This window comes from Sphingomonas sp. Leaf339 (genome assembly GCF_001426195.1).
Taxonomy (GTDB): domain Bacteria; phylum Pseudomonadota; class Alphaproteobacteria; order Sphingomonadales; family Sphingomonadaceae; genus Sphingomonas.
Window position 1 is genome coordinate 1 of record NZ_LMRS01000005.1, and the last position, 26,137, is coordinate 26,137.

The window sequence follows — 26,137 nt, forward strand, 5'->3', positions numbered from 1 at the left end:
GATCTGCTCGTCCGTCAGCCAAAACAGGTCGCTCATCCCGGTCTCCTCACGGAGCCTGAATCAGATCGCGACGCTCACATCAATGGGTCCTGACCCTAAGACACATGCCGAAGAATAACCGGTCGATAGGGCGGCTCCATGTTTTTGAAAGATGACACCGATCCGTTGATCGCCCTCGTCTACGCATGTGGATTGGAAATCGGTGCTGATCCGCAAGGCGACAGGGCGGACTGTCCGTTCTGCAAAGACCGGATTGAACTATGTCAGGCATGGCTGGCAGGGTTCAATGTCGGCCGCCTTGCGCGGGACCAAGTGTTCAATTCTACAACCGTAACACAGATAGAAAATTAGCATCGTTCGTCGGTTACATCGTACGCGGCCAAACTTGGATCGTAAGCTGAACGAAGGTCTGAGATTGGGCGGCGGCCAGCCCGTCGCCAGGGTTTGATCCCGACATCTGGTGGAGCGGCTCGACGGAAAACAGGGCGAGGATTGCCACGGCGCGACTCGTTCCGTGGAGCTCTGATGCTTGGGTTTCCTCCCAAGACGTAACGGCCCCAGTCGTTTTGTCACCGCAAATACGCGGCGTGCACTCCCGGCCGCAAGGTCATGCGTCCAAATACTATTCGCTGGCGCTTGCTATTGGCGTGCTGGAACGATCCAGACGATCCGATGACATAGTCCATGTCATTGGCTTTAATGGTCGGGGCGACAGGATTCGAACCTGCGACCCCCACACCCCCAGTGTGATGCGCTACCAGGCTGCGCTACGCCCCGACCGAGGGACCGTGCCGACGCCGTCGACCGATCCGAGCCGCGGCCTCTACGCGCGGGCCGCGGCCGATGCAAGCGCTTCGGCACGCAGGGGATAGGCGGCAAACGGTGCCGCCCGTTGCCACGGATGCGTGCGGGTGGTAGCGGCGCGGTTCGTGCGTGGAGGCTTTTCCTCCGCCAACCAGATAAAAAACGGGTCCGATGTTCATTCCATCAGCTTACGCCCAGACCGCAGCCGGTGCTGCGGGCGGCGCCGCGCAGGGCAGCGGGATCGCCTCGTTCCTCAGCCTCGCGCCGCTGTTCCTCGTCTTCGTGGTCTTCTATTTCCTGATGATCCGCCCGCAGCAAAAGCGGATGAAGACGCTGCAACAGGCGGTCGAAGCGGTGAAGAAGGGTGACAACGTCGTCACCGCCGGCGGCATCGTCGGCAAGGTGACGCGTGTCGAAGACACCATCGTCGAGGTCGAGATCGCGCCCAACACCCGCGTTCGCGTGGTGAAATCGACGCTGACCGACATCACCAGCCCGAACTCGAAGCCGGCGAACGACTGATGCTCGATTTCCCGCGCTGGAAAGTGTGGTCCATCTGGGCTTTGCTCGCGGTGCTGTGCGCGCTGGCGATCCCCAGCGTCGTACCAGAACGCTATACCCCGACATGGCTCGCGCGCGCGCCGAGGATCAATCTCGGCCTCGATCTGGCCGGCGGCAGCTATCTGTTGCTGGAAGCGGACGTCAACGATCTGGCGGGGACGCGGATCGAAACGATGCGCGATCAGGTGCAGACCGAAATGCGTCGCGGCAATCCGCGCATCGGCATCGGTGATATATCCACGCGCGATGGCCAGCTTTCGTTCCTGCTCCGCGACCCGTCGCAGGTCGATGCCGCGCGCGAACGCCTGCTGACGATCACCGGCGGTGGCGCCGGCATGACCGGCCAGCGCGAATGGGACATTCAGGTCGTCGATTCGAGCCGTTTCGTGCTGAAGCCGACCGAGGCCGGCATGACGCAGGCGATCGACACCGCGATGAACGACGCGACCGAAGTCGTCCGTCGCCGCATCGACGCGCTCGGCACCCGCGAACCGACGATCATCCGCCAGGGCACGAACCGCATCGTCGTGCAGGTGCCCGGCCTGCAAAACCCGCAGGAACTGAAGGATCTGCTCGGCAAGACCGCCAAGCTGGAATTCAAGCTGGTCGACGAGTCCGCGACGCCGCAACAGCTGGCACAGCGCCAGGCACCGATCGGCAGCGTCATCCTGCCCTATCCGTCGAATCCCATCGGTCCGCCGATGATTGCGCTGAAGCGCCAGACGATCCTGTCCGGCGACCAGATCGTCGATGCGACGCAGACGTTCGATCCGCAGACCAACGCACCGCAGGTGGCACTGACCTTCAACGGCCCCGGCGGCACCCGCTTCGCGCGCGTGACGCAGGAGAACACCGGCAAGCAGTTCGCGATCATCCTCGACAATTCGGTGATCTCCGCGCCGAATATCAACGAGCCGATCCTGGGTGGTCGGGCGTCGATCTCGGGCAACTTCACCGTCGATTCGGCCAATCAGCTCGCCATCGCCTTGCGCTCGGGCAAACTGCCGATCGCGCTGAAGGTGATTGAGGAATCGACCGTTGGGCCGGAACTGGGCGCCGATTCGATCCGCGCCGGCGTGCTGGCTTCCGGCGTCGCCGTGGCCCTCGTCGTGGCGTTCATGCTCGTCACCTATGGCCGGTTCGGTTTTTATGCGAACCTCGCCGTCGTCATCAACGTGTTCGTCATCCTCGGCGTTCTGGCGCTGTTGAAGGGAACGCTGACCCTGCCCGGCATCGCCGGTTTCGTGCTGACGATCGGCACCGCGGTCGATGCCAACGTGCTCATCAACGAACGCATCCGCGAGGAACGGCATCGCGGGCGATCCGTCGTGCAGGCGGTGGAGCTGGGGTACAAGGAAGCCAGCCGCACCATCTTCGAGGCGAACGTGACGCACGCGATTTCGGGCGTCATCATGCTGGTGCTGGGTTCCGGCCCGGTGAAGGGCTTCGCGGTCGTGCTGCTGATCGGCATCTGCACATCGGTGTTCACCGCCGTCACCTTCACCCGCATGCTCGTCGTGCTGTGGATTCGGCGCAACAAGCCGAAGACGATCAACATATGATCGGGGACCTGTCATGAAACTTCTGAAACTCGTCCCCGACGATACGAACATCGACTTCGTCCGCCTGCGCAAATGGGCGTTCGGATTGACGCTGGCGCTGTCGCTGATCGCGGTCGCGCTGGTCGGTATCCGCGGCCTCAACATGGGTGTAGATTTCGTCGGCGGCCTGATGATCGAGGAACGCTTCCCCGAACCGCCGTCGCTCGACCGGGTCCGCCAGGTCGTCGATGCGCAGGGCGTCGGCGAAGCGCAGTTGCAGCAGGCCGGCGATCCCCGCACGATCACCATCCGCCTGCCCGCACAGGAAGGCGCCGACGAAGGCGCGACCAACGCCGTCGTTCGCAAGGTCGAGGCCGGGCTGGCGCAGGCTTTCCCCGGCGCGACGTTCAACCGCTATTCGACGGTGTCGGGCAAGGTATCGAACGAGCTGATCCGCAACGGCCTGCTCGCCGTCGTGCTCGCGGTGTTGGGCATCGGCCTGTTCGCGATCTTCCGTTTCGAATGGCAGTTCGGTGTGTCGACGATCGTCGCGATCGTCCACGATCTGCTGATGACCGTCGGCTTCTTCGCGCTGACCCGTTTCGAATTCGACCTGAACATCGTCGCCGCCGTGCTGACCATCATCGGTTATTCGATCAACGACAAGATCGTGATCGACGACCGCATCCGCGAGAACATGCGCCGCTATCGCAAGATGGAGATGCGCGAGATCATCAACCTGTCGGTCAACGAGACGCTGCCGCGCACGGTGATGACCTCGGTCACCATCCTGCTGGCGCTGGCGGCACTGTTGCTGCTGGGTGGCCATGTGCTGCGCGGGTTCACCGCGGCGATGATCCTGGGCATCATCGTCGGCACCTATTCGTCGATCTATGTGTCGTCGTCGCTCCTCATCTCGCTGGGCCTGCGCGCCGAGCCGAACAAGGAAAAGCCCGGCACCAACGATCCCACGCGTCGTCAGGACGCGGAGCGGATCGTACCGCGCGAGCGCTGAGCCGCCGATGCGGATGGAGCGTGGCCAGCCGTCGGAAGGTCCGGCGATCCGGGGCTTTTCCGGCACCGGTTACCGGCTGGACGACGTCACGGTTGCACCGGCACTGTTGCTGACGATGACTCAGGCGATGGACTGGACGCCGCCACCCATCGCCACGCTGGCGATCGAATCGCTGGAACCGGTGCTGACCCCGGCGCCGGAGTTCGTCCTGATCGGCACCGGCACACACCTCGTCCGCCCGCCCCTCTCGCTGGTCCGCGCGCTGGAGGCACGCAACATCGGGCTGGAGGCAATGGACAGCCGCGCCGCCGCACGCGCATGGGGCGTCCTGCGCGAGGAAGGCCGCGTGATCGCCGCCGCGCTGTACCCGCTGGACGCCTGAACCGTCCCTCCCTCTCCCACCGGGAAAGGGGAAAGGCGGCGAAGGGTGAGGGCGACCCGCCGCTCACCCGACCCTTTCAGACCCGCGTCGTCCCCGGATAAGCGAACAGATAATCCGCATCCGCCCCGGCGGTGATCGTCTCGCTGCCGGTCATCGTCACGCACTCGCCCGCCTTGAACGCCACGCCCGCAACCTCGCCCGATCCGGCGATCGGCACGATCCACGCCGTCTTGCCCTCGGGCAACGTCACCGCGTGCTCGCCGCCCGTCCAGCGTTCCAGCACGAACTTCGGTCCTTCGACCAGGATCGTGCGATGTTCGCCCACCGGCCCCGGCGAGACGATCGGCTGGTACGGATCCAGATGCGCCACCGCCACGCCGTCTTCCAGATGCAGTTCGCGCGGCCGGCCATAGTCATACAGCCGGTACGTCGTCTCCGAATTCTGCTGCACCTCGATCAGGGTCAGGCCCGCACCGATCGCGTGGATCGTGCCCGATGCGGCATAATAGAAATCGCCCGCCTCGATCGGCACCCAGTCCAGCTTGTCCTCGATCGATCCATCCAGCGCCGCGTCGTGCAGTTCCGGCGCGGTCATGGCCTGTTTCGGCCCCAGCGCGATCGTCGAATCGGGCTTGGCGGCCAGGATCGTCCAGCATTCGTCCTTACCCCGCGGCAGGCCGCGCTTGTGCGCCTCGACATCGTCGGGGTGGACCTGCACCGACAGCTTCTCGCCGGTGAACAGATATTTGATCAGCAGATCGGGCGTCGTGTCGCCCGGTTCCTGGAACCACACCTCGCCCACCGGCTCGCCGCCAGCCGCGACATCGTCGAATCCGGGAAACAGGTCGCACCGGCCCCAGGGCTTCTCGACGCGGTGGGTATGGAGCTTGGTGGCCGGCATGATGGTCCTCTGGCTTCGTTGATCGACAGGCGAAACGCGCGGATGTGCCATGCGTGCCGCTCCGACCGCCTCTAGCCTATTGTTCGGGCGCTGTCCGCTGCGCTAAGGCGGCTGTCGATGCGTATCCACCAGTCCCGCGCGCTTGCCCTCGCGCTGATCGCCGCCGTCGCGCTTCCCATCGCCGGTTGCGCCCGCAACCGCGCCGCGAAGGGCGACACGCCCTATATCGCGCGCGACGTGGGTACGCTGTACAGCCTCGCCCGCCGCCGGCTCGATCAGAACCGCTACAAGGAAGCGGCGATCCTGTTCGACGAGGTGGAACGCCAGCATCCCTATTCGATCTGGGCGCGACGCGCGCAGTTGATGAGCGCGTTCAGCTATTACCTCGCCAAGGATTACACCGCGTCGATCCAGTCGGCGCAGCGCTTCATCTCGGTCCATCCCGGCAACCGCGACGCGCCCTATGCCTATTACCTGATCGCGCTCGGCTATTACGAACAGGTCACCGACGTGACCCGCGATCAGAAGATCACGCGGCAGGCGCTCGACGCGCTGGGCGAGCTCACCCGGCGTTATCCCAACACCCGTTATGCGTCCGATGCGCGGCTGAAGATCGATCTGGTCAACGATCATCTCGCCGGCAAGGAGATGGAGATCGGCCGCTTCTACGAAACGCGCAGCCAGTGGCTGGCCGCCAGCATGCGTTTCCGTACCGTGATCGACCAGTATCAGACGACGACCCACGCGCCCGAGGCGCTGATGCGCCTGACCGAGACGTATCTGGCGTTGGGCGTGCCGGCGGAGGCGCAGAAATCGGCCGCCGTTCTCGGCGCCAACTATCCCGGCAGCGACTGGTACGAACATGCGTACAAGCTGATGGAAAAGCACCCGGTCCAGCAGATGGCGCTGGTCCCCCCCGGCACGCCGATCGTGCCAGAGGGAACGCGCCCCGCCTCGCTCCCCGGCCTCAGCACCACGGAAAAGCGCAACGCGCAGCCCGATGCCGCGCCCGGCACCGCGCAGCCGTCCACCGCCAACCCCGCCGGTACTACCCCATCGACGGTCGGCACCGGCGCCGGCTCCGCCCCCTTGCCCAGCCAGTCCGGGCCGCAATAGGCGGATAGTATCCGGGGATAATCGCCCGCGATCGGGCGGGCGGAACATAAGCGGTTCAATTCCGCGTCCGACCCGCCTACATCCGGTCACGATGCTGACCGCGCTTTCCATTCGCGACGTGGTGCTGATCGAGGCGCTCGACCTCGATTTCGGCGCCGGTCTGGGCGTGTTGACCGGGGAAACGGGCGCGGGAAAATCGATCCTGCTCGATGCGCTGGGTCTGGCACTCGGCGGTCGCGGCGACAGCGGTCTCGTCCGCCACGGTGCCGTGCAGGCGGTCGTCACCGCCAGCTTCGATCCCCCCACCCCCGCCCTCGCCGCAATGCTCGACGAGAACGGCGTCGACGTGGAGCCGGGCGAACCGCTCCTCGTCCGCCGCGTTGTAAAGGCGGATGGCGGCAGCCGCGCCTTCATCAACAACCAGCCCGCCTCCGCCACCTTGTTGCGGGAAATCGCCCCGCGGCTGGTCGAAATCCACGGCCAGCATGATGATCGCGGCCTCCTGAACGCCCGTGGTCACCGCGCGCTGCTCGACGATTTCGGCCGCTGCGACACCGCCGACGCCGCCCGCGGCTGGGCGACCCTGCGCGAGGCCGAAACCGCGCTCGCCGCCGCCCGCGCCGAGATCGAGACGGCGGCCCGCGACCGCGAATGGCTGGAACACACCGTCGCCGAGCTGGACAAACTCGCCGCCGAACCGGGTGAGGAGGAAGCGCTCGCCGACAAGCGCCGGTCGATGCAGCGTGCCGAAAAGGTCACCGACGACCTGTCGGCGATCGAGGATTATCTCGACGGATCGGACGGTGGCCTCGCCAAGCTGCGTCAGGCCGCCCGCGTGCTGGAACGCGTCGCCGAGGATCACCCCGCGCTCGCCGACGCACTGGGCGCGGTCGATCGCGCGGTGATCGAGGGGTCGGTGGCGGAGGAGCGCCTGCGCGAGGCGCGCTTCGCCCTCGTCTATGATCCCCGCGCGCTGGAGGATGACGAGGCGCGGCTGTTCGAGCTGCGGGCGATGGCGCGCAAGCACCGCGTCCAGCCCGACGATCTTGCCGCGCTGTCCGCCGATCTGTCCGCCCGGTTGCAACGGCTGGAGGCCGGTGAAGGCGGCGTCGCGACCCTGCAGGCCACCGTTGCCAAGGCGCGCACGGCGTACGACAAGGCCGCCGACGCCCTCACCGCCCGCCGCCTCGCCGCGGCCGGGGGGCTGGACAAGGCGGTCGCCGGCGAACTCGCGCCGCTGAAACTGGGTGCCGCGCGCTTCCGCACCGTCGTCGCCCCCGCCGCGCCGGACAATTGGTCGGGCGCGGGCAAGGACCGGGTGGAATTCGAGATTTCGACCAACCCCGGCGCCCCCTTCGCGCCCCTGACCAAGATCGCCAGCGGCGGCGAACTGTCGCGCTTCATCCTGGCGCTAAAGGTCGCGCTGGCGGATCAGGGCGGCGCCGCGACGATCGTGTTCGACGAGATCGATCGCGGCGTCGGCGGCGCGGTCGCCTCCGCGATCGGCGAGCGCCTCGCCCGCCTGGCCAGGGCGACGCAGTTGCTCGTCGTCACCCACAGCCCGCAGGTCGCCGCGCGCGGCGCGGCGCACCTGCTGATCGCCAAATCGAACGACGGCACCGTCACCCGCACCGGCGTCCGCCAACTCACCGACACCGAACGCCGCGAGGAAATCGCCCGCATGCTGTCCGGCGCCACCATCACCGACGAAGCCCGCGCACAGGCGGACCGGTTGTTGGAGACGGCCTGAAGGCTGTGATGATGCGCGAAAGCTGCACGCGGCCGGCGTTCGGAAGCTTTCGAACGGCTGAAAGTGGTGGTGGGCGGACATTCGTGTGGTTCGGCGATACGCTTTAGAGGACTTTCGAGCCCGGATGATCCCAAGCGGATTGTCGGAGTCATGATCATGCGCGGATTTGGCACTTTGGGTTTGCTGATCGGCAACAGCTTTGGATGCCTCTGGCTGGTCTGGGCAATCAAGGCACTCGCCGGATCGAACGCGCCGGTCTGGCCCGCATACGCAACTGCCTTGGTGGTGTCGGCGGTCGCCGTGTGGCGGCTAAACCGAAGATCAGACTTTTCATCAGGCGGTAAACAGTTTCGATCGAGACCGATCGTCTATGTAGCAATCGTCGCCGGCGAAATAGTGGCGCTCAATCTCCTAGTCTATGGACTGCAATCATATGGCCTGTTGTCTTATCTGCTCCCAGCGATTGGACTTGTAATCGGCGTGCACTTTTTCCCGCTGGCGCGTCTGTTCGGTGTCCCGACGATGAAACTGCTGGGGACTGTCATGGTGGTGGCGGCTTTTGCGGCGATAGGCGCCATATTGATCGGATTTCCAGTGGCAACGGCGGTAGGCGCCAATGCGTTGATCAACGGCGTATCGTTACTGGCTACTACCGTCGTATCACGACGTCGCGCAGCTTGACGCTTCTACCGCAAAGGGTGGGAGCATCAGCGGAGATCGTACGACGGCGCCGCTTCAGTGTCTGTCGAAGAAAGTCGCGTTGCCACATCGGCGGAACGTCATGGTGTTGCTCGAATTGACCAGATCGAACCGGTCGTTGCCTCGCGGCCGCAACTTAAATTTCGTGGTGCTAGCTTTGGTCGGGCTGCCGTCGCCCGCAGCTTGGCAAGTTTCAGAATTCGATAGAACGCCATCTGAGCGCCCCGTGACGGTATCCGCGCATTGGCTGGCGTGTGGGTACGCGAAGTTACGTCCGTCGAAACTCATAATCGTTGAGTTGGGCTCGTCGCCGCAGGCCGAACCGATTGCGCCATAGTCACCCGATTTCAGCGGGATCGATGCCACAGGGCTCGCAGCGATTGATGCGATAGCAACGATGCTGAGCAACTTCAATTTCGACATCGCGTTATGCCCATCGTCTCTCGCTGGGATGATTGCATCGACTGCATGACGGCAACGTGACGGTCGCTTAGTAACTAACGGTTATCAGCGGTTGGCGTTGCCCGACCGCTCCCAGCTTGTGTCCTTTTATTGGGCGAAAGCGGCAGATCGAACCTCTCGCAACGATCGGCCAGAAACATGACTTCCTCAGATACGTGACACATGAAATCTTAGCATCGCTCAAGACGCCACCGCTGTCCTACAGCACCCCCGGATGATATGACGCCCGCGAAGCATACTCTACCGCGCTCTTTCTCACGATCGGAAAACCTTAGCAAATAGGGCGCGTTTAGGCCTAACTTTAGCCTAACTTTCCAACTCTCCCCGCTACCTGTTCCACGACGGCGCCAAGCATATTTACGCGCCTCTTCAAGTGAATATCTAAAGCACAATAAAGCAATTACCGCCGCCGCCCCACCCCGCTATTGCCCGCCCCCGCCCCGCTGCCCTAACCCATCGGCGATGGACCCGCTGCCCGACACCGATCTCACCGCCGCCGCCGAACTGGCCGCCCTCGCCGCCGAGATCGCGCGCCACAACCGGCTCTACCATACCGACGACGCGCCCGAGATCAGCGACGCGGCCTATGACGCGCTGATCCGCCGCAATGCCGCGATCGAGGCCGCCTTCCCGCATCTGGTCCGCGCCGATTCGCCCAATACGCAGGTCGGCGCCGCCCCCGCCGCGCATCTGGCGAAGGTGCCCCATGCCCGGCCGATGACCAGCCTCGACAATGCCTTCGCCGACGAGGATGTGGTCGAATTCGTCGCCCGCGTCCGCCGCTTCCTGAAGCTGCCCGACGACGAGCCCGTTGCGCTGACCGCCGAGCCGAAGATCGACGGCCTGTCCTGTTCGCTCCGCTACGAGGACGGTCGTCTCGTCCAGGCGCTGACCCGCGGCGATGGCACGACGGGCGAGGATGTGACCGAGAACGTCCGCACCATCGCCGACATCCCCGCGACGCTGGCCAGCGAAGCACCCGCCATCTTCGAGATTCGCGGCGAGGTGTATATGGCGAAGACCGACTTCGCCGACCTCAACGCCCGCCTGCTCGCCGAGGCGACCGCCGCCGGCAAGGAAGCGCGCCAGTTCGCCAACCCCCGCAACGCTGCCGCCGGATCGCTGCGCCAGAAGGACGCCACCGTCACCGCCAGCCGGCCGCTCCGCTTTCTGGCGCATGGCTGGGGCGAGGCGAGCGCGGTCCCCGGCGAGACGCAGGCGCAACTGGTCGACGCGATCCGCCACTGGGGCCTGCCGGTGGCCGATGGCTTTACCCGCACGCCGACCATCGACGGCGCGCTGGCGATCTATCGCGGGATCGAAACCGCCCGCGCCGACCTGCCCTACGACATCGACGGCGTCGTCTATAAGGTCGATCGGCTCGACTGGCAGGCACGGCTCGGCATCGTCGGCCGCACGCCGCGCTGGGCGATCGCGCACAAGTTTCCGGCCGAACGCGCCCAGACGACGCTGAAGGCGATCGACATCCAGGTTGGTCGCACCGGCGCGCTTACCCCCGTCGCCCGGCTGGAGCCGGTGACCGTCGGCGGCGTCGTCGTCACCAACGCGACGCTGCACAATGCCGACGAGATCGACCGACTGGGCGTCCGCATCGGCGACCGCGTGGTGCTGCAGCGGGCGGGCGACGTCATCCCCCAAATTGTCGAGAACCTGACCCGCGACGAACCGCGCGACGCCTGGGTCTTTCCCGATCATTGCCCCGAATGCGGGTCGCTGGCCGAACGTGGCGAGGGCGAGGTGGTGGTACGCTGCACCGGCGGCCTCGTCTGTCCGGCCCAGCGGGTCGAGCGGCTGATCCATTTCGTGTCGCGCCACGCGTTCGACATCACCGGGCTGGGGCTGGTGCGGATCGAGGACTTCTTCCGTGACGGCCTGATCGCTTCGCCCGCCGACATCTTCCGCCTGCACGAGCATCGCGATGCGCTGATCGCGCGCGAGCGGATGAGCGAGCTGGTCGTCGGCAAGCTGCTGGAGGCGATCGAGGAGCGCCGCCGCATCCCGCTCGACCGCTTCCTGTTCTCGCTCGGCATCCGCCATGTCGGAGAGATTACCGCCCGGGACCTCGCCCGCCGCTATGTCTCCGCCGCCGGTTTCGCCGCGATGATCCACGCCGCCCTCCGCGTCCGCCGCGCCACCGTGCCAGTGCTGGGCGAGCCGGAGCGCAAGTTCGTCCTGCGCCGCGGCCGCGCGCTTGTCGCCGCGATCGACACCGCCGGCATCGGGCCGGAAGTGGCCGACGCGCTGCTCGGGTTCTTCGCCGAGAAGCACAACCGCGACGTTGTCGCCGCGCTGTTGCGTCAGGTCGAACCGATCGACCTGATCCACCGCGTCCGCACCTCCGACGTGTCCGGCCAGACCATCGTCTTCACTGGCAGCCTGGAAACCATGAGCCGCGACGAGGCCAAGGCACAGGCCGAGGCGCTGGGCGCCCACGTCTCCGGCTCCGTCTCCAAAAAGACCGATCTGGTCGTCGCCGGCCCCGGCGCGGGCAGCAAGCTGAAAAAAGCCGCCGATCTGGGCATCCGCGTGATCGACGAGGCGGCATGGGCAGGGATCGTCGCAAACGCCGCCGCCGCGACCTGATCCAGCCCGAAACGCGGTAGGATTCGTGGCCTTTTTGCAACGCGACATAAAGCTTTTCATACTGACCTGGAACCGACTCGCATCTGTCATGGAAGCGTCATAATCCACGCACAGGGCAGCGCAGTGAGCGGCGGTGCCGTGGGGTAGAGCGAAAGCTCAAAAGGGGAATTCAGATGCGGAACAATCTTTTCCTTGGCGTGGCCGCCATCGCGCTCGTCGCGCCGGCCGGCGCCATGGCGCAGGAAACGACATCATCGATTCGCGGCTCGGTGACGAGCGCGGGCGCACCGGTGGTCGGCGCGCAGGTGACGATCGTGAACGTCCCGTCGGGCACCACCGCGAACGCCACCACGGACGAGCGCGGCACGTTCAACGCATCGGGCCTGCGCGTCGGCGGCCCCTTCACCGTCACGATCCAGGCTGCGGGCTATGCCCAGCAGTCGGTGACCGACATCTTCACCGTCATCAGCCAGCCCTATGACCTGCCCATCGAACTGACCGCCGAGGGCGGCGACGAGATCGTCGTTACCGCGTCCAAGATCGCCGGCGCCGGCACCAAGTCGACCGGCCCCTCGACGATCCTGACCGCTGCGCAGATCGCCAACGTCGCCACCATCAACCGCGACGTCCGCGATCTGATGCGCCGCGATCCGTTCGCCCGTCTCGATGACACGCCCGGCGGCGGTCGCGCCGTATCGTTCGCCGGCCAGAATGCGCGTTTCAACCGCTTCTCGGTCGACGGCGTGCCGGTCACGGACAATTTCGGTCTGAACCCCGATGGCCTGCCGACCCGCCGTTCGCCCGTGCCGCTTGATGCCATCGGCCAGTTCCAGACCAAGGTCGCACCGTACGACGTGCGCGAGGGCAATTTTCAGGGCGGCGCGATCAACGCCATCCTAAAGTCGGGCACCAACGAATTCCACGGCACAGGCTTCTATTCCTATTCGTCGGACGAGCTGAACGGCAAGAAGACCAAGGCTGGTCCGGGCGTCCCCACCGGCCGCGTCACGTTGCCGAACTACAAGATCGAAAACTACGGCGCCGAGATTTCGGGTCCGATCATCAAGGACAAGCTGTTCTTCATGGTCGCTGGTGAGCGTATCCGCGCCGGCACGCCGATTGCCGAAGGCACCGCCGAAAACAACGCCGGCACCGTCATTCCGAGCACCGCGATCGCTGGCGGCTTGCTGACCGATGCCGTCGTCAACCAGATCAGCTCGATCGCCCAGTCGCGATATAATTACGCCACGGGCGGCGTCCTGAACAATTCGCAGGACAGCGATGATCGACTGGCGGCCCGTCTCGACGCCAATCTGTCGGACAGGCAGCGCGCGTCGTTGACCTATCTGTACACCAAGGATTCGATCCGCTTTAACCAGAATGCGTCGGTGACCGCACCGAGCCTGGGTCTCGAATCGAACGGCTATATCGGGTCGAACCGGCTGCACACCGGCGTGTTCCAGTTGAACAGCGATTGGTCGGACGAGTTCTCGACGGAAATCCGCGGCTTCTACAAGGATTATAAGCGCGGTCAGGATCCGGTCCTGGGTCGTGGTTTCGCGCAGTTCCAGGTCTGCGCCGCGCCGACATCGGATCGTTCCACGCCCGGCGGCACGGCGAATCTCGTCACCACCTGCGCGCCCGGTTACGCCTCGGTCTATTTCGGCCCGGACAGCTCGCGCCAATCGAACGCACTGACCAGCCGCACTTATGGTGGCCTGGTTCAGGGTCGCCTGACCCACGAAAATCACGACCTGCGTATCTTCGCTGACATTCAGGACACGAAGATTTTCAATCTCTTCGTGCAGAATACGGCCGGCAATTACTATTTCGATTCGATCGCCGACTTCCAGGCGGGCAATGCTCAGCGCCTGCGCTACGGCAACGCGACACCGTCGAATGATCCGAACGAGGGTGCCGCCCGCTTCCAGTACCAGTCATATTCTTTCGGCATCCAGGACAACTGGCGGATCACCGACTGGTTCACGCTCGATTATGGCGTGCGCTATGACGTTTATGGTGGTCATACCCGCCCCGCGTTCAACCAGAGTTTCCTGACCCGGATCGGCTATCCGAACACCGCGTACATCAGCGGTCGTGGCGTGGTGCAGCCACGGATCGGTTTCGAACTGAAGCCGATCAAGGATCTGTCGATCCGCGGTGGCGTGGGCATCTTCTCGGGCGGCTCGCCGGACGTCTATGTGTCGAACAGCTTCTCGAACACCGGCTTCCTGACGAACTCGGTCGACATCCAGCAGACCAATGCTGGCACCTATACGGCGCCTGGATCGGCCAACGCTGCGGCGGCAGCGGCAATCGGCGCGGCGGCGCTGACCAACGTCAACGGCACCACGATCCCCGGCACCGTCAACACCTACCTCAACAGCTTGACGCTTTCGACGACTTCGCCGCCGCCGGTCAACGCACTCGACCCGAACTTCAAGCTGCCGTCGCAATGGCGCAGTACCCTGTCGTTCGACTATGCACCGGATGTACTGGGCGGGTTCAACTTCGGCGCCGACCTGTTCTACTCATCGGTTCGCAACCAGGTGTTCTTCACCGACGGCCGCGTGCGCGCCAATGGCCTGCTGACACCGGACGGTCGCGCCCGGTACAGCTCGCTGACCAGCTTCGCCGACAACAACTACGATCTGCTGCTGACCAACACCAAGAAGGGCCGCAGCTATGTCGCGGTCGCGCGCGTCGACAAGACGTTCGACTTCGGCCTGTCGGGCGGCGCCAGCTTCACCTATCAGGACATCAAGGATCAGGCGCCGGCGACCTCGTCGACCGCCAACTCCAATTATGGCAATGCGGCGTTCCTAGACGCCAACGGCGCGGCGTATGGCATCGCCAATGATCAGGTGAAGTACAACATCAAGTACAACCTGACGTTCAACCCGGCCCTGTTCGGTGATTACAAGACGACCTTCGCGCTGTTCGGCGAAACCCGGATCGGCCGTCCCTATAGTTACACGATGCAGGATGCCTCCAACAATCGCAGCCCGGTGTTCGGCACCGTGCTGAATCAGAGCCGCTTCCTGCTTTACGTGCCCACCGGTCTGGACGATGCGAAGGTTTCGTATGACAGCGTCGGAACGCGGGACACGCTGAACGCGCTGATCGGTGCGACAGGCCTCGACAAGTATCGCGGCAAGATCGCTCCCCGCAATGCATTCAACGCCAAGTGGTTCACCAAGATCGATCTTCATTTGGCACAGGAAATCCCTACGGGGATCGGTGGCTCGCGCTTCGAGATTTTCGGAGACATCGAGAATGTCGCCAATCTGCTGAACAAGAACTGGGGCCAGATCCGCGAGTACATCTTCCCGTACACGCAGGTCGCCGTTCGGGTTCAGTGTCTGTCTGCTGCAACGCCGACTGGAACGGCGGCCACGGGCGTCGTGGTCAACAATTCCAATCAGGCCTGTGCCCAGTATCGCTATCTGGCACCCAACACGCCGCCGACCGACACGATCTATTCGCGTCAATCGCTCTACGCGATCCGTGTCGGCGCCCGCTTCAGCTTCTGATCCGTCCCGCGTCGTACGAAGGGCCGTCGTTCCACCCGGAACGGCGGCCCTTCGCTTTTGCGAAGAAGCCGGCTTTTGCGCCGAATCGCCGCGGCGTGTAGAAGCGGGCGGATCGATGGCTACGCTTCCCGCTTCCTCCGCTGCTTCCCTGTCGTCGCCCGGATCGTCGGGCCGACGCCGGGCGCTGAACGTCCGGCCGTTTTTCGAGGACAAATCGCGCGCGTTTTGGACGCTGCAGGCGGTGGGCTGGGCCGGCTACTTGTTGCTGCGCAGCGTGTCGTCGATCTCCAACGGCTTCACGCTTGAACTCATCATCCCGGTGATCGTCGAGGCCATCGTCGGCTATTGCGTCACGCTGCTGCTGTCGGCGTGCTACGGCTATTACCGGCAACTGCCCCGCGTGGCTGGTGCCTTGCTCAGCGTCGCCACCCTGGTGGTGGCGGCGGTTCTTTATGCGACGCTCAACGCGTTCTCGTTCTCGCTGATGAAACCCGGCATGGCGGGCATCTCGCTGACGTTGGTGGCGGGATCGCTGTTCATCAACTCGGTGTCGCTGGCCGGCTGGTCGGCGCTGTATTTCGCGATCAACTATTATCTGATCGTCGAGAATCAGATCGACGAGATGCGCGCGCTGGAATTGCAGGCGTCGAACGCGCAGCTCGCGATGCTGCGTTACCAATTGAACCCGCATTTCCTGTTCAACACGCTCAATTCCATCTCGACGCTGGTGCTGCTGAAACAGACCGAGCGCGCCAATGCGATGCTCAGCCGGCTGTCCTCCTTTCTCCGCTACACGCTCGCCAATGAACCCACCGCGCACGTCACCGTCGCGCAGGAGGTCGAGACGCTGAAGCTGTACCTCGAGATCGAGAAGATGCGGTTCGAGGATCGCCTGCGCACCGAATTCGACATCGATCCCCGCGCCGAGCGCGCCCGTTTGCCGTCGCTCCTACTCCAGCCGCTGGTCGAGAACGCGATCAAATATGCGGTCACGCCGCAGGAGGAAGGTGCCGAAATCTGCGTCCGCGTGCGGCTCGCCGGGGAACGAGTGCAGATCGGCGTATCCGATACCGGGCCCGGCTTGCACGAGGCGCGGATCAGTCCAAGCCTTTCAACCGGTGTCGGGCTCACCAATATACGGGAACGACTGGTCCAGGCTTATGGCCCGGAACAGCGTTTCGAAACGCGCTCGGCACCCGCTGGCGGCTTCTCGGTCGAAATCGAGATTCCGTTTCAGTTGGAAGACGTGAACAGAGAGGCCGCATGACCATCCGTACCATCCTCGTCGACGACGAGCCCCTTGCCATCCAGGGCCTGGAACTTCGCCTCGAACGTCATGAAGACGTGGAAATCATCGAAAAATGCATGAACGGTCGCGAGGCGATCCGCGCGATCAAGACCCACAAGCCCGATCTCGTCTTCCTCGACATCCAGATGCCCGGCTTCGACGGCTTCTCGGTCGTGCAAGGGTTGATGGAGGTCGAACCGCCGCTGTTCGTCTTCGTCACGGCGTATAGTGACCATGCGCTCCGTGCGTTCGAGGCACAGGCGGTCGATTATCTGATGAAGCCCGTCGAGGAGAGCCGCCTCGCCGACACGCTCGACCGCGTGCGCCAACGTCTCGCCGAAAAGCGCGGCGTGGAGGAGGTCGACCGGCTGAAGGAAGTTCTGGCCGAACACGCCCCCGAAGCAGCCGCCGACATGGTCGAGGCGGACGTGTCCGCCAACCGCTTCGAAAAGCTCATCAATATCAAGGATCGCGGCCAGATCTTCCGCGTCGACGTCGACACGATCGAACGCATCGATGCCGCCGGCGACTACATGTGCATCTATACCGGCGACAACACGCTGATCCTGCGCGAGACGATGAAGGATCTGGAAAAGCGGCTCGACCCGCGCCGGTTCCAGCGCATCCACCGCTCCACGATCGTCAACCTCGATCTGGTCAAGCAGGTGAAGCCGCACACTAATGGCGAGTGTTTCCTGGTGCTGGGCTCCGGCGCGCAGGTGAAGGTATCGCGCTCCTACCGCGATGTGGTGGCGCGGTTCGTCCATTGATGCGGGCGACCGCTTTCGGGTAATCGACCGGTCGGGGTCGTCCGAATCACGCTTTCGAACGTAACTGAAGGAAAGCAGCAGCTTGGCGAGGATGGCCGATGTTCGATAACGATGCCGTCATCGCCGATATGCGCAAGATTTTCAGCAAGACCGCGCCCGGTCCAACCGTCGTCACCCCGCCTGCCGACCCGGCCCCCGTCGATCCGATATCAGAGGTTTCCCCGCCGCCATCGAGACTGGCGTCGTTGTTCGGGCGCATCGACGGTGTCGCCACGATCGGGTTTGCGGCGTTCGTCGCGTTGGTCGGCGTGATCGCTGTGCCGCTGCTGCACGAGCCGGCGCCAGCCTCCGCATCGCGTGCGTCGGTGACGCCCGATCTGTCGACCCCCACGCCGCCCTTTCCGGTCGACCATGCGATCGCCCCACCCCCGGCGGGATCGTTACCAGTGGCGATCGTTTCGGCATCGGTTGCGCGCTCGGCGGTCCGGCAGGAGCGTCGGGCTACGCGCGTGCACCATGTACGCCGGCCCCTGCGCCGCTATCGCCGGCAGTTCGTGCAGGGGGAAACACCGCATCTGACCGGCGAGGCGCTGCGCCGGGCACTGGCGGAGGATGCCGTTCTTACTCGCCACCTGAATGTAGAGGCGCTGCGCAAACTGCCGGCCGCCGCGGGTACTCGCGGCATTTCCTGACCGTTGCGGCCCCAAGCGTCAGCCGCGTACGCTCACCGATACCGACGCAGCGCCGGCGCCACGCTCCGCCAGCCGCGCTACCGCTGCCGCATGCATCCCCGGCGCCGTCACCAGCACACCGAACGCCTGTGGATCAGGCTTGTTGAACGTCAGCGCCTGACCCAGTGCATCGCTGACCCCCGCACCCGCCTCCGCGCCGATCAGTACGGCGGCGGCGATGTCCCATTCATGGCCCCAGCGCAGCGTCGCGACCAGATCGGCCTCGTCAGCCGCCACCATCGCGATCCGCAGAGCGATCGAATTGGGCTTGGCCACCGCCACGAAATCGCGATCCGCCCTGGGCAACACATCCGCCGGCACGCGAGCCCCCGTCAGCGCGGTACGATCGCCCGCCGCCAGCCGCACACCGTTCCGCCAGGCGCCGCGCCCCGCCGCCGCCGACCACCGCTCCCGCCGCGCCGGCGCGTCGAGCACCGCGACCAGCGGCTGGCCGTTTTCGACCAGCGCGACCGATACCGCCCATCCTTCGCGTCCGCGGATATAGTCGCGCGTGCCATCGATCGGATCGACCACCCAGATGCGATCGTGGCGCAGGCGATCGGGCGCATCGGCGGTCTCCTCCGACAGCCAACCGGCATCAGGCAACAACGCGGACAGTCGCGCATGCAGCATCCGGTCGACATCCAGATCGACCTCGCACACCGGGCTGCCCGCTTCCTTTTCCCAGCGACGGAAATCGGTGCGCCAGCGCGCAAGCGCCATCTGCCCCGCCTCGGCGGCAATCTGCGCGACGGCCGCCAGCAGGTCAGCCACTGGCCACCGTCAATCCGTCTACGCGCATCGTCGGCACGTTGATGCCGAACCGGAACCGCAAGTCGTTCGCGGCGGTCAGATTGAGGAGCATGTCCTTCAGATTGCCGGCGATCGTGAATTCGGCGACCGGCCCGGCGATCACGCCGCCCTCGATCCGGAACCCCGCCGCGCCGCGGCTGTAATCGCCGGTCACGCCGTTAACGCCCTGCCCGATCAGCTCGGTGACATAAACGCCGTCACCGACATCGGCGAGCAACGTCTCGACCGGCACATGCCCGCCATCCAGATACAGGTTCGCCGTCGACACGCCCGGTCCGCCGCCGATCCCGCGCGTGGCGTGCCCGGTCGGCTCCAGCCCCAGTTGCCGCGCGGCCGCCGAATCGAGCAGCCACGTCTCCAGCATCCCTTCCTCGACGATGGCGACCGGCGACACCGCCAGCCCCTCGCCGTCGAACGGGCGCGAACGCAGGCCGTGCGGGCGATGCGGATCGTCGCGTACCGACAGGCCGACCGGCATGATCTGCGTGCCCAGCGCCTCCAGCAGGAAACTCGTCCGCCGGGTGATCGCCGCGCCCGATATCGCCCCGACCAGGTGACCGAGAAGCGACGCACCGACACGCGGATCGAACACGACCGGCATCGATCCGCTCGCCAGCCGGCCGGGGTTATCCCGCGCCACCGCCCGCTCGCCCGCCTCGCGGCCGATCGCGGCCGGGTCGTCGAGCAACCGGCGGCGGCGGGCGGCATGGTGGGCATGATCGCGCTGCATCGCGCTGCCCTCGCCCGCCACGACGCTAGCGGACAAGCCGTACGCGGTAGTGGCATAGGCGCCCGCAAAGCCGGTGGAGGTCGCCAGTGCCCAGACGCTGCGCGACGCGCTGGCGCCGCCGCCCTCGCTGTTGGTCACACCGGCGACGTCGCGCGCCGCGGCCTCCGTCGCCAGCGCCGTATCGCGCAGGCTTTCGGGCGACGCCTCGCCGCCGTCATCCAGATCGAGTTGCGGCGGCGCGCCGTGAAGCAGCCGTTCGGCCGGGGCCAGACCCGCCCATGCATCCTCCGGCGCTTCACGCGCCATGGCGACGGCACGTTCGACCAGCGCGTCCAGCGCCGCCGACGACATATCCGATGTCGACACGCTCGCCGATCGCCGGCCGACGAAGACGCGCAGGCCCAGATCGGCGCTTTCCGACCGGCCGACATCCTCCAGCTTGCCCAGACGGACCGACACGTCCAGCGAGGCGTCCGCCGCGAAGACGGCATCGGCGGCATCCGCGCCACCGGCCCGCGCGCGGGCGACGATGTCCTGCGCGCGCTCACGTACCTGATCGATATCCAGCATGGCTGGCGACTTAAGGGCGCCGCCCCGGATCGGCAATGGCCGACCGCCCCGTCAGGCGCCGGTGCCGACCACGGCAAAGGCCAGGAACAGCAGCAATCCGGTCAGGCGATTGGCGCGAAACCGGGCCAGCGCATTGCCGCCGTCGTCGGGGCGCAATGTCGCCACCTGCCACCCCAGATGCACCGTGGCGGGCAACAACGCCGCCAGCGCCAGCGGATCGGGCCGCACCGCCCAGATCGCCGCCGCCCACAACAGCAACGCCAATACATAAAATAGCGCGACGCCGCCCTGCACATGCCGCCCCATCCGCAACGCCGACGATCGCACGCCGATCAGCGCATCGTCCTCGCGGTCCTGCAACGCATAGATGGTGTCGTACCCGATCACCCACGCGATCGACCCGGCATACAGCCACCACATCGGCGCGGACAGGTCGTTCGCGACCTCGCTCCACCCGACCAGCGCCGCCCAGGAAAACACCAGCCCCAGCCACGCCTGCGGCCACCACGTGATCCGCTTCATGAAGGGATAGGCCGCGACCGGCGCCAGACTGGCCAGCGCCACGACGGCGGCCAGCGCGTGCAACTGAACCAGCACGATCAGCCCGACCAAGCTGAGCGCCACCAGCCACACCCATGCGGTCCGCACCGACACCATGCCGCTGGGAATCGGGCGCGCCGCGGTGCGCGCGACCTGCCCGTCGAGATCGCGGTCGACGATATCGTTATAGACGCAGCCGGCACCGCGCATCGCGATCGATCCAGCCAAGATCCAGAGGATCAGATCCCACCGCGCCACCACGCCCCCGGCCAGCGCCACGCCCCACGCCCCCGGCCAGAACAGCAGCCACCAGCCGATCGGCCGATCGAGCCGCGCCAGCAGCGCCAGCCCCCGCAGGCTCTGGGGCAGCCGCGCGACGAGCCCGCGATGCTCGCTGTCGGGAACGATCATGGTCATGACAGGGGCTCTACTATGCCCGGCGCATCATGCCATCCTCGATCATCGCTGTCCTACACGTCGAGCTTGGGGTATTCCGTCGGGAAACCGCTCTTTCTCACCGTCGATCGATCAACACCCGCCTCCGCGCACGATCTCGCACGCGTAGGCGGGTGTGACTTTCGAGACTTTCCGCCTCGGGATCGTCGCAAGTGGTTAGAACGACTTCCAGTCGTCATCCGCCCGCACCATCGCCGGGATGGCAGCCGCCGGCAGCGGCTTGATCGGCGAGGTATACGCGCCCGGCGTCACATAATCCGGCTTGCGGGGGGCGGCCGCCCGGCCACCGCTATGGGCGACCTTGAAGCGCCCTGCCTGATCGGCGAGGTTGCCGACTTCGCTGGCCAGGTTGCGGGCGGCGGCAGACGTCTCCTCGACCATCGCCGCATTCTGCTGCGTCGACTGGTCCATCGTCCCGATCGCTGCCGAGATCTGCGTGATCGCCGCCGACTGCGCCTGGTTGTCCGCCGCCATCGTCGCCAGCAGTTCGTGCACCTGGGCGACGTCGCCCGAGATGTTGGCGAGCGCCCCATCGACCTTGGTCACCGCCTCGACCGCGGTCACGATGTCGGTCTGCGTCACCGTCAACTGGTCACGTGCCCGCTTGGCTTCCTCCTCGGCGCGCATCGCGAGTGCGGACACCAGATCGGCCACGACGGCAAAGCCACGACCGGCATCACCGGCGCGGCCTGCTTCCACCGCGGCGTTCATCGCCAATACGCGGGTCTGGAATGCGATCTTGTCGAGGCCCTCGATGACGCTGTCGATGCCCTTGGCGCTTTCCGACACCCGGCCCATCGCCTGCACCGCCTCGTCCGCCACCGCCCGGCCACCGCCGACCGTCGCGATCGCCTGATCCGCGCGCTCCACCGTCCGCGCCGCCGCACCCGCCGATGCCCGCAGCCGGCCGTCCATCTGCGTCACCGAGGCTGCCGTCTCCTCCAGCGAAGCTGCATTGCTCTCCGTCCGCCGCGCCAGATCCTCGGACGCCTGCGCGATCTCGCCCGATCCCGTCCGGATCGTCGTCGCACTCTCCGACACCGCGCCGATCAGGTCGCGCAGCGCGTCGATCGCTTCGTTGAAATTGGTCTTCACCGCGGCATATTCGGGTGGAAATTCGGCCGTGATCGGTGATGTCAGGTCGCAGTTGCGCACCTGATCGAGATGCAGGGTCAGGACGGACACGAGCTGCTGTTGCGCGGTGGACTGTTTCTGCGTTTTGATCGCCGTCTCACGGAACGTAAACATCGCCTTGGTCATCCGACCGACGCAATCCTGGTAGTTCGTAAAGGCGATCGGCGTATCGAAATCCCCGGCGGCCAATCCTTCCATACGGATGACGGTCGCGACATAGGGATCGCAAACCGCGCGACGCAGCGCCGCCCCCGCCAGCGCGGCGACGATCGTGACGATCACGCCTCCCGCTAGCCCAATGATCGGATATCCCGCCACCGACGCGCCCAACGTTACCAGTACGGCCAGCGCGACCAGCAGGGTCATGCCGGTGAACGCGATCATCAGTTTCTGGCGGACCGGCGCCGTTTCCGTGAACCATTGCATGTCTCAATCTCCTCCCAAGGAGCTTCGAAGAGACACGCAGCTAGGCAATTCCCTGCACCGGCTCGACCGGTCGGCACCGAACCCTCCGGCTCAGTCCGCTGACGACATGCCGAAGGAAGCGTCATCGATCGTTATAGCAGCAACGAGGATTTTTGGTCCGATGCGGGCTTTTTATATCGATCGAGCGGTCGATCGTCCAAATAACGTGTCTTACAGAACGCTGTATGGTCGATTGATCGGTCGAAAACTCCCTGGCTGGATGATAGCCAGACCGTCCCTTGATACGTGGCAATGGACCTCATAGAAAATTTTGTCACAGCAAGAGCGGTACGATGACGCCTTTGATCAATCGACGAATGCTGTTGGCCGGCCTCGCCGTCGGGGTCACGGCCGCGCGCACGGCCTGGGCAGCCAATCCCGCCCTACCGGGCTGGTATGCGGACCCGGAAATTCGCATTTTCGGTGATCGATACTGGATCTATCCGACCTATTCGGCCGACGGTCCTGTCCCCGCCGCCGCCCCCAGTCGCTTCACGCCGTGGCAGGCCCATGAGCGCGCCTCACCGACAATTTGGAGTCCGTTTCTACGGCAGACGTTTCTCGACGCCTTCTCTTCGAGGGATCTGGTGTCCTGGACGCGCCATCCACGCATCCTTGACGTCAAGGACGTGAGCTGGGCCGCCTACGCCATGTGGGCACCCTCCGCGATCGAGCAGGATGGTCGCTATTTCCTGTTCTTCGGCGCGAACGACATCAAGAACGACCGGCAGCGCGGCGGGATTGGTGTGGCGGTCAGCGATCACCCCGAAGGCCCGTTCCATGACGCCATCGGGAAGCCGCTGATCGGCAGCATCGTCAACGGTGCGCAGCCGATCGACCAGATGGCGTTCCGCGACGACGACGGCACGTGCTATCTCTACTACGGCGGCTGGAAACACTGCAACGTCGTCCGCCTGTCTCGCGACCTGACCAGTCTCACTCCGTTTGCGGACGGGGAGATCTATAAGGCGATCACGCCCTCGCCCGACTATGTCGAAGGGCCCTTCATGCTGAAGCGGCGCGGCATCTATTATCTGATGTGGTCGGAGGGGGAGTGGACAGGGCCGCTGTACAGCGTCGCCTACGCCACGGGTCCCAGCCCGCTCGGACCGTTCACGCCCCGCGGCAAGATCCTCAAACAGGATGCTCGGGTCGCCCGCGGCGCTGGCCATCATTCCGCCATCTGTATCCCCGGCACGGACGACTGGTATATCGTCTATCACCGCCGCCCGCTGGGCGAGACGGACGGTAATCACCGGCAAGTCGCGATCGAGCAGATGCATTTTCGGCAATACGGCAGCATCGCCCCAGTCGTGCTGACTGACACTGGCGTCGCTCCGCGACGGCTACCCTCAACGCTCAAGACGGTGCCGGGGGTTTAGTGGACGCTAGGCTGTTTCTGTATAGATACGCTTGCTACTTTTGCTTCGGGTTTGATCGCGCGATCAGTCGTGATGGATCGCTCTTACAGGTTGTCGCCGATCGCGTAGTGGTAACAACGGCATCCCAGACCCCGCCAAGTGCCCGGAACGATGCCACGGTGCCGCGTCTGGCTGCACCGCGCGCCTGGATGACGCGGTCTCGCGTTTCGAGCAGACGCTTCGACGCTCGCGTTCCTACCCGCACTCTATGCCCTTTGGTTCCGCATAAGGCCGCCTGCGTACGATCGGCGGGCACGACCGCCTTCATTGACGCCTGTCTCAGCATGATCGACAGTCGAATGCGCGTGGTCGTCATGCATGAGTAATGCTCACTAGGGCATCAACATCCGGCCGAATTGTCGGTGGGCTTGTCTTCCCCTAAATTGCAGGCCTTCGCAGCCGAGCTTTTCTCCCCGAACCGGCACGGCGCGAGCGCCCGGATCCCTGATGATCCCCCGCACCGGGTCCGGGCGCCTTTGGCACAATCAGGAGAGCCGTCATGGCAAGCCCCATCGCCGTGATCGCGGCAACCGATGCCGCGCGTATCGACGACCAGCCTGCCCGTTGGGGCGCGGTCTATGCGATGGCGCTGTGCAGCTTCGTGCTCATCGCGTCGGAATTTATGCCCGTCAGCCTGCTCAGCCCGATTGCGCACACGCTGCATCTGAGCGAGGGTAAGGCCGGACAGGCCATCGCGATATCCGGACTGTTCGCGGTCATCACCAGCTTGGCGTTATCGTCCGTGCTTGGGAAAACGGACCGTCGGATCGTGCTGCTCGTCCTGACGAGCTTGTTGGTGGTCTCCGGGGCCATCGTCGCATTCGCACCGACCTATGTGATCTTTATGATTGGCCGGGCATTGCTGGGCGTTGCGATCGGCGGGTTCTGGTCGATGTCGGCAGCGATCGCCATGCGACTGGTGCCGACTGAATCGGTTCCGAAAGCGCTGGCGGTCATCAGCGGCGGCAATGCGCTGGCGACGGTGCTCGCAGCACCGCTGGGCAGCTTCGTCGGCAGCCTGATCGGGTGGCGTGGAGCGTTCTTCTGCGTGGTACCCGTCGCCGTTGCCGCTGTGATCTGGCAGGCTGTGACGCTGCCGAGCCTTCCCGTCGCGGAACGGCAGAGCGCCCGCGATATGGTCGCGCTACTTCGCCGGCCGCCGGTGCTGTTTGGTCTGCTCGCCGTCGCGATGTTGTTCGTCGGGCAGTTCTCGCTGTTCACCTATCTCCGGCCGTTCCTGGAACAGGTGACGGATGTTTCACCCGTAATGTTGTCGGTCATGCTGCTTATCCTCGGCGTATCCGGCTTCATCGGAACAGTTCTGATCGGCCGGGTGCTGAACGGGCGCCTGTTTCTCACCCTTGCGGTGTTACCGGCATCGATGGCGGCGACTGCGGTGGCGCTGACGGTTTTCGGTACGTCGGTCGTGGCGGTCGGGATATTGCTCGCGATCTGGGGGTTCGCAGGCACGTCGGCTCCAGTTGCTTGGTGGACGTGGCTGGCGCGCATCGTGCCCGACGAAGCAGAGGCCGGCGGAGGGTTGATGGTGGCGATCGTGCAGCTCGCCATCACGCTTGGCGCGACGATGGGCGGGATCGTGTTCGATGCGGCGGGACCGCGCGTCGAATTCCTGACTAGCGCCGGTCTGCTCGCCATCGCCGCATTGGCTACGCTGGCGATCGGCCGAGCCCATCGCGGCTTGGTGAGGCAGTCGCAGACCTCCGCTGCGTAAGACAGGCACTCGCGCTCCGGCGCTTCTTGCGTGACCTGCCGCAGGTTTTGCAGGCTTATAATATGCACTCACACCTGGTGCACATCGCGCGATGCCAACCGTCATGAATTTCCTGCATG

20 protein-coding genes and 1 tRNA gene are annotated in these 26,137 nt (G+C 65.2%); 14 read left to right on the forward strand and 7 right to left on the reverse strand.

Annotated elements, in window-relative coordinates; all coding sequences use genetic code 11:
• Positions 1–700: 700 nt before the first annotated feature.
• Positions 701–777 (reverse strand) — tRNA-Pro (locus ASG67_RS06175).
• Between the two features lie 198 nt (positions 778–975).
• Here ASG67_RS06175 and yajC point away from each other — a divergent pair.
• Genes yajC through ASG67_RS06195 form a run of 4 tightly spaced genes read left to right on the forward strand, consistent with a single transcriptional unit; the run spans position 976 to position 4,303 of the window.
• Positions 976–1,326: a preprotein translocase subunit YajC gene (gene yajC, locus ASG67_RS06180; RefSeq protein ID WP_056527117.1), complete on the forward strand. Its 351-nt coding sequence runs from the start codon at positions 976–978 to the stop codon at positions 1,324–1,326.
• A complete protein-coding gene (secD, locus tag ASG67_RS06185) occupies positions 1,326–2,927 on the forward strand; it encodes a protein translocase subunit SecD (protein WP_056527119.1) in 1,602 nt (533 codons plus the stop codon). Before yajC ends, secD begins: the two co-directional genes overlap by 1 nt.
• A gap of 13 nt (positions 2,928–2,940) precedes the next feature.
• A complete protein-coding gene (gene secF / locus ASG67_RS06190; RefSeq protein ID WP_056527122.1) occupies positions 2,941–3,921 on the forward strand; it encodes a protein translocase subunit SecF in 981 nt (326 codons plus the stop codon).
• A 7-nt stretch (positions 3,922–3,928) separates the two neighbouring features.
• Entirely contained in the window at positions 3,929–4,303 is a 375-nt protein-coding gene (locus tag ASG67_RS06195) for an Mth938-like domain-containing protein (protein WP_200940736.1), read from the forward strand.
• A gap of 76 nt (positions 4,304–4,379) precedes the next feature.
• Here ASG67_RS06195 and ASG67_RS06200 read toward each other — a convergent pair whose 3' ends face one another.
• Positions 4,380–5,204 carry a class I mannose-6-phosphate isomerase gene (locus ASG67_RS06200; protein WP_056527134.1) on the reverse strand — a complete coding sequence of 275 codons (825 nt, stop codon included), beginning with the start codon at positions 5,202–5,204 and terminating at the stop codon, positions 4,380–4,382.
• A 117-nt stretch (positions 5,205–5,321) separates the two neighbouring features.
• Here ASG67_RS06200 and ASG67_RS06205 point away from each other — a divergent pair, with 117 nt between their 5' ends.
• From ASG67_RS06205 to ASG67_RS06215, 3 genes are all read left to right on the forward strand, one after another.
• A complete protein-coding gene (locus ASG67_RS06205; protein WP_082543346.1) occupies positions 5,322–6,320 on the forward strand; it encodes an outer membrane protein assembly factor BamD in 999 nt (332 codons plus the stop codon).
• 91 nt (positions 6,321–6,411) lie between these two features.
• Positions 6,412–8,070, forward strand: a complete 1,659-nt coding sequence (gene recN / locus ASG67_RS06210; RefSeq protein WP_056527140.1) for a DNA repair protein RecN — start codon at positions 6,412–6,414, stop codon at positions 8,068–8,070.
• Between the two features lie 150 nt (positions 8,071–8,220).
• Positions 8,221–8,751, forward strand: a complete 531-nt coding sequence (locus ASG67_RS06215; RefSeq protein WP_056527141.1) for a hypothetical protein — start codon at positions 8,221–8,223, stop codon at positions 8,749–8,751.
• A gap of 54 nt (positions 8,752–8,805) precedes the next feature.
• Here ASG67_RS06215 and ASG67_RS06220 read toward each other — a convergent pair whose 3' ends face one another.
• On the reverse strand, positions 8,806–9,192 hold the full coding sequence (locus tag ASG67_RS06220) for a hypothetical protein (protein ID WP_056527144.1): 387 nt from the start codon (positions 9,190–9,192) through the stop codon (positions 8,806–8,808).
• Between the two features lie 501 nt (positions 9,193–9,693).
• Here ASG67_RS06220 and ligA point away from each other — a divergent pair.
• From ligA to ASG67_RS06245, 5 genes are all read left to right on the forward strand, one after another.
• On the forward strand, positions 9,694–11,835 hold the full coding sequence (ligA, locus tag ASG67_RS06225) for an NAD-dependent DNA ligase LigA (RefSeq protein ID WP_056527147.1): 2,142 nt from the start codon (positions 9,694–9,696) through the stop codon (positions 11,833–11,835).
• Positions 11,836–12,008: 173 nt separating this feature from the next.
• Positions 12,009–15,368 carry a carboxypeptidase regulatory-like domain-containing protein gene (locus ASG67_RS06230; protein WP_056527149.1) on the forward strand — a complete coding sequence of 1,120 codons (3,360 nt, stop codon included), beginning with the start codon at positions 12,009–12,011 and terminating at the stop codon, positions 15,366–15,368.
• A gap of 115 nt (positions 15,369–15,483) precedes the next feature.
• Positions 15,484–16,635, forward strand: a complete 1,152-nt coding sequence (locus ASG67_RS06235) for a sensor histidine kinase (protein ID WP_082543347.1) — start codon at positions 15,484–15,486, stop codon at positions 16,633–16,635.
• Entirely contained in the window at positions 16,632–17,426 is a 795-nt protein-coding gene (locus ASG67_RS06240; RefSeq protein WP_056527152.1) for a LytR/AlgR family response regulator transcription factor, read from the forward strand. Before ASG67_RS06235 ends, ASG67_RS06240 begins: the two co-directional genes overlap by 4 nt.
• Before the next feature lie 98 nt (positions 17,427–17,524).
• On the forward strand, positions 17,525–18,118 hold the full coding sequence (locus ASG67_RS06245; protein ID WP_056527157.1) for a hypothetical protein: 594 nt from the start codon (positions 17,525–17,527) through the stop codon (positions 18,116–18,118).
• Between the two features lie 18 nt (positions 18,119–18,136).
• Here the strand turns inward: ASG67_RS06245 and ASG67_RS06250 are convergent, their stop codons facing one another.
• The 4 genes from ASG67_RS06250 to ASG67_RS06265 form a co-directional block, all read right to left on the reverse strand.
• Positions 18,137–18,931 (reverse strand): 3'(2'),5'-bisphosphate nucleotidase CysQ, encoded by a 795-nt coding sequence (locus ASG67_RS06250; protein WP_082543348.1) that lies wholly within the window; start codon positions 18,929–18,931, stop codon positions 18,137–18,139.
• A complete protein-coding gene (locus tag ASG67_RS06255; RefSeq protein ID WP_056527160.1) occupies positions 18,924–20,270 on the reverse strand; it encodes a TldD/PmbA family protein in 1,347 nt (448 codons plus the stop codon). The genes ASG67_RS06250 and ASG67_RS06255 overlap by 8 nt, the downstream gene beginning before the upstream one ends.
• A 51-nt stretch (positions 20,271–20,321) precedes the next feature.
• Positions 20,322–21,227 carry a 4-hydroxybenzoate octaprenyltransferase gene (gene ubiA / locus ASG67_RS06260; RefSeq protein WP_056527162.1) on the reverse strand — a complete coding sequence of 302 codons (906 nt, stop codon included), beginning with the start codon at positions 21,225–21,227 and terminating at the stop codon, positions 20,322–20,324.
• 195 nt (positions 21,228–21,422) lie between these two features.
• Positions 21,423–22,826 carry a methyl-accepting chemotaxis protein gene (locus tag ASG67_RS06265; RefSeq protein WP_082543349.1) on the reverse strand — a complete coding sequence of 468 codons (1,404 nt, stop codon included), beginning with the start codon at positions 22,824–22,826 and terminating at the stop codon, positions 21,423–21,425.
• Positions 22,827–23,158: 332 nt separating this feature from the next.
• Here ASG67_RS06265 and ASG67_RS06270 point away from each other — a divergent pair, with 332 nt between their 5' ends.
• A complete protein-coding gene (locus ASG67_RS06270) occupies positions 23,159–24,247 on the forward strand; it encodes a glycoside hydrolase family 43 protein (protein WP_235535074.1) in 1,089 nt (362 codons plus the stop codon).
• Between the two features lie 538 nt (positions 24,248–24,785).
• The gene (locus ASG67_RS06275) at positions 24,786–26,018 is read left to right on the forward strand and encodes an MFS transporter (RefSeq protein ID WP_056527168.1); all 1,233 of its coding nucleotides are present in this window, start codon (positions 24,786–24,788) and stop codon (positions 26,016–26,018) included.
• Positions 26,019–26,137 lie beyond the last annotated feature (119 nt).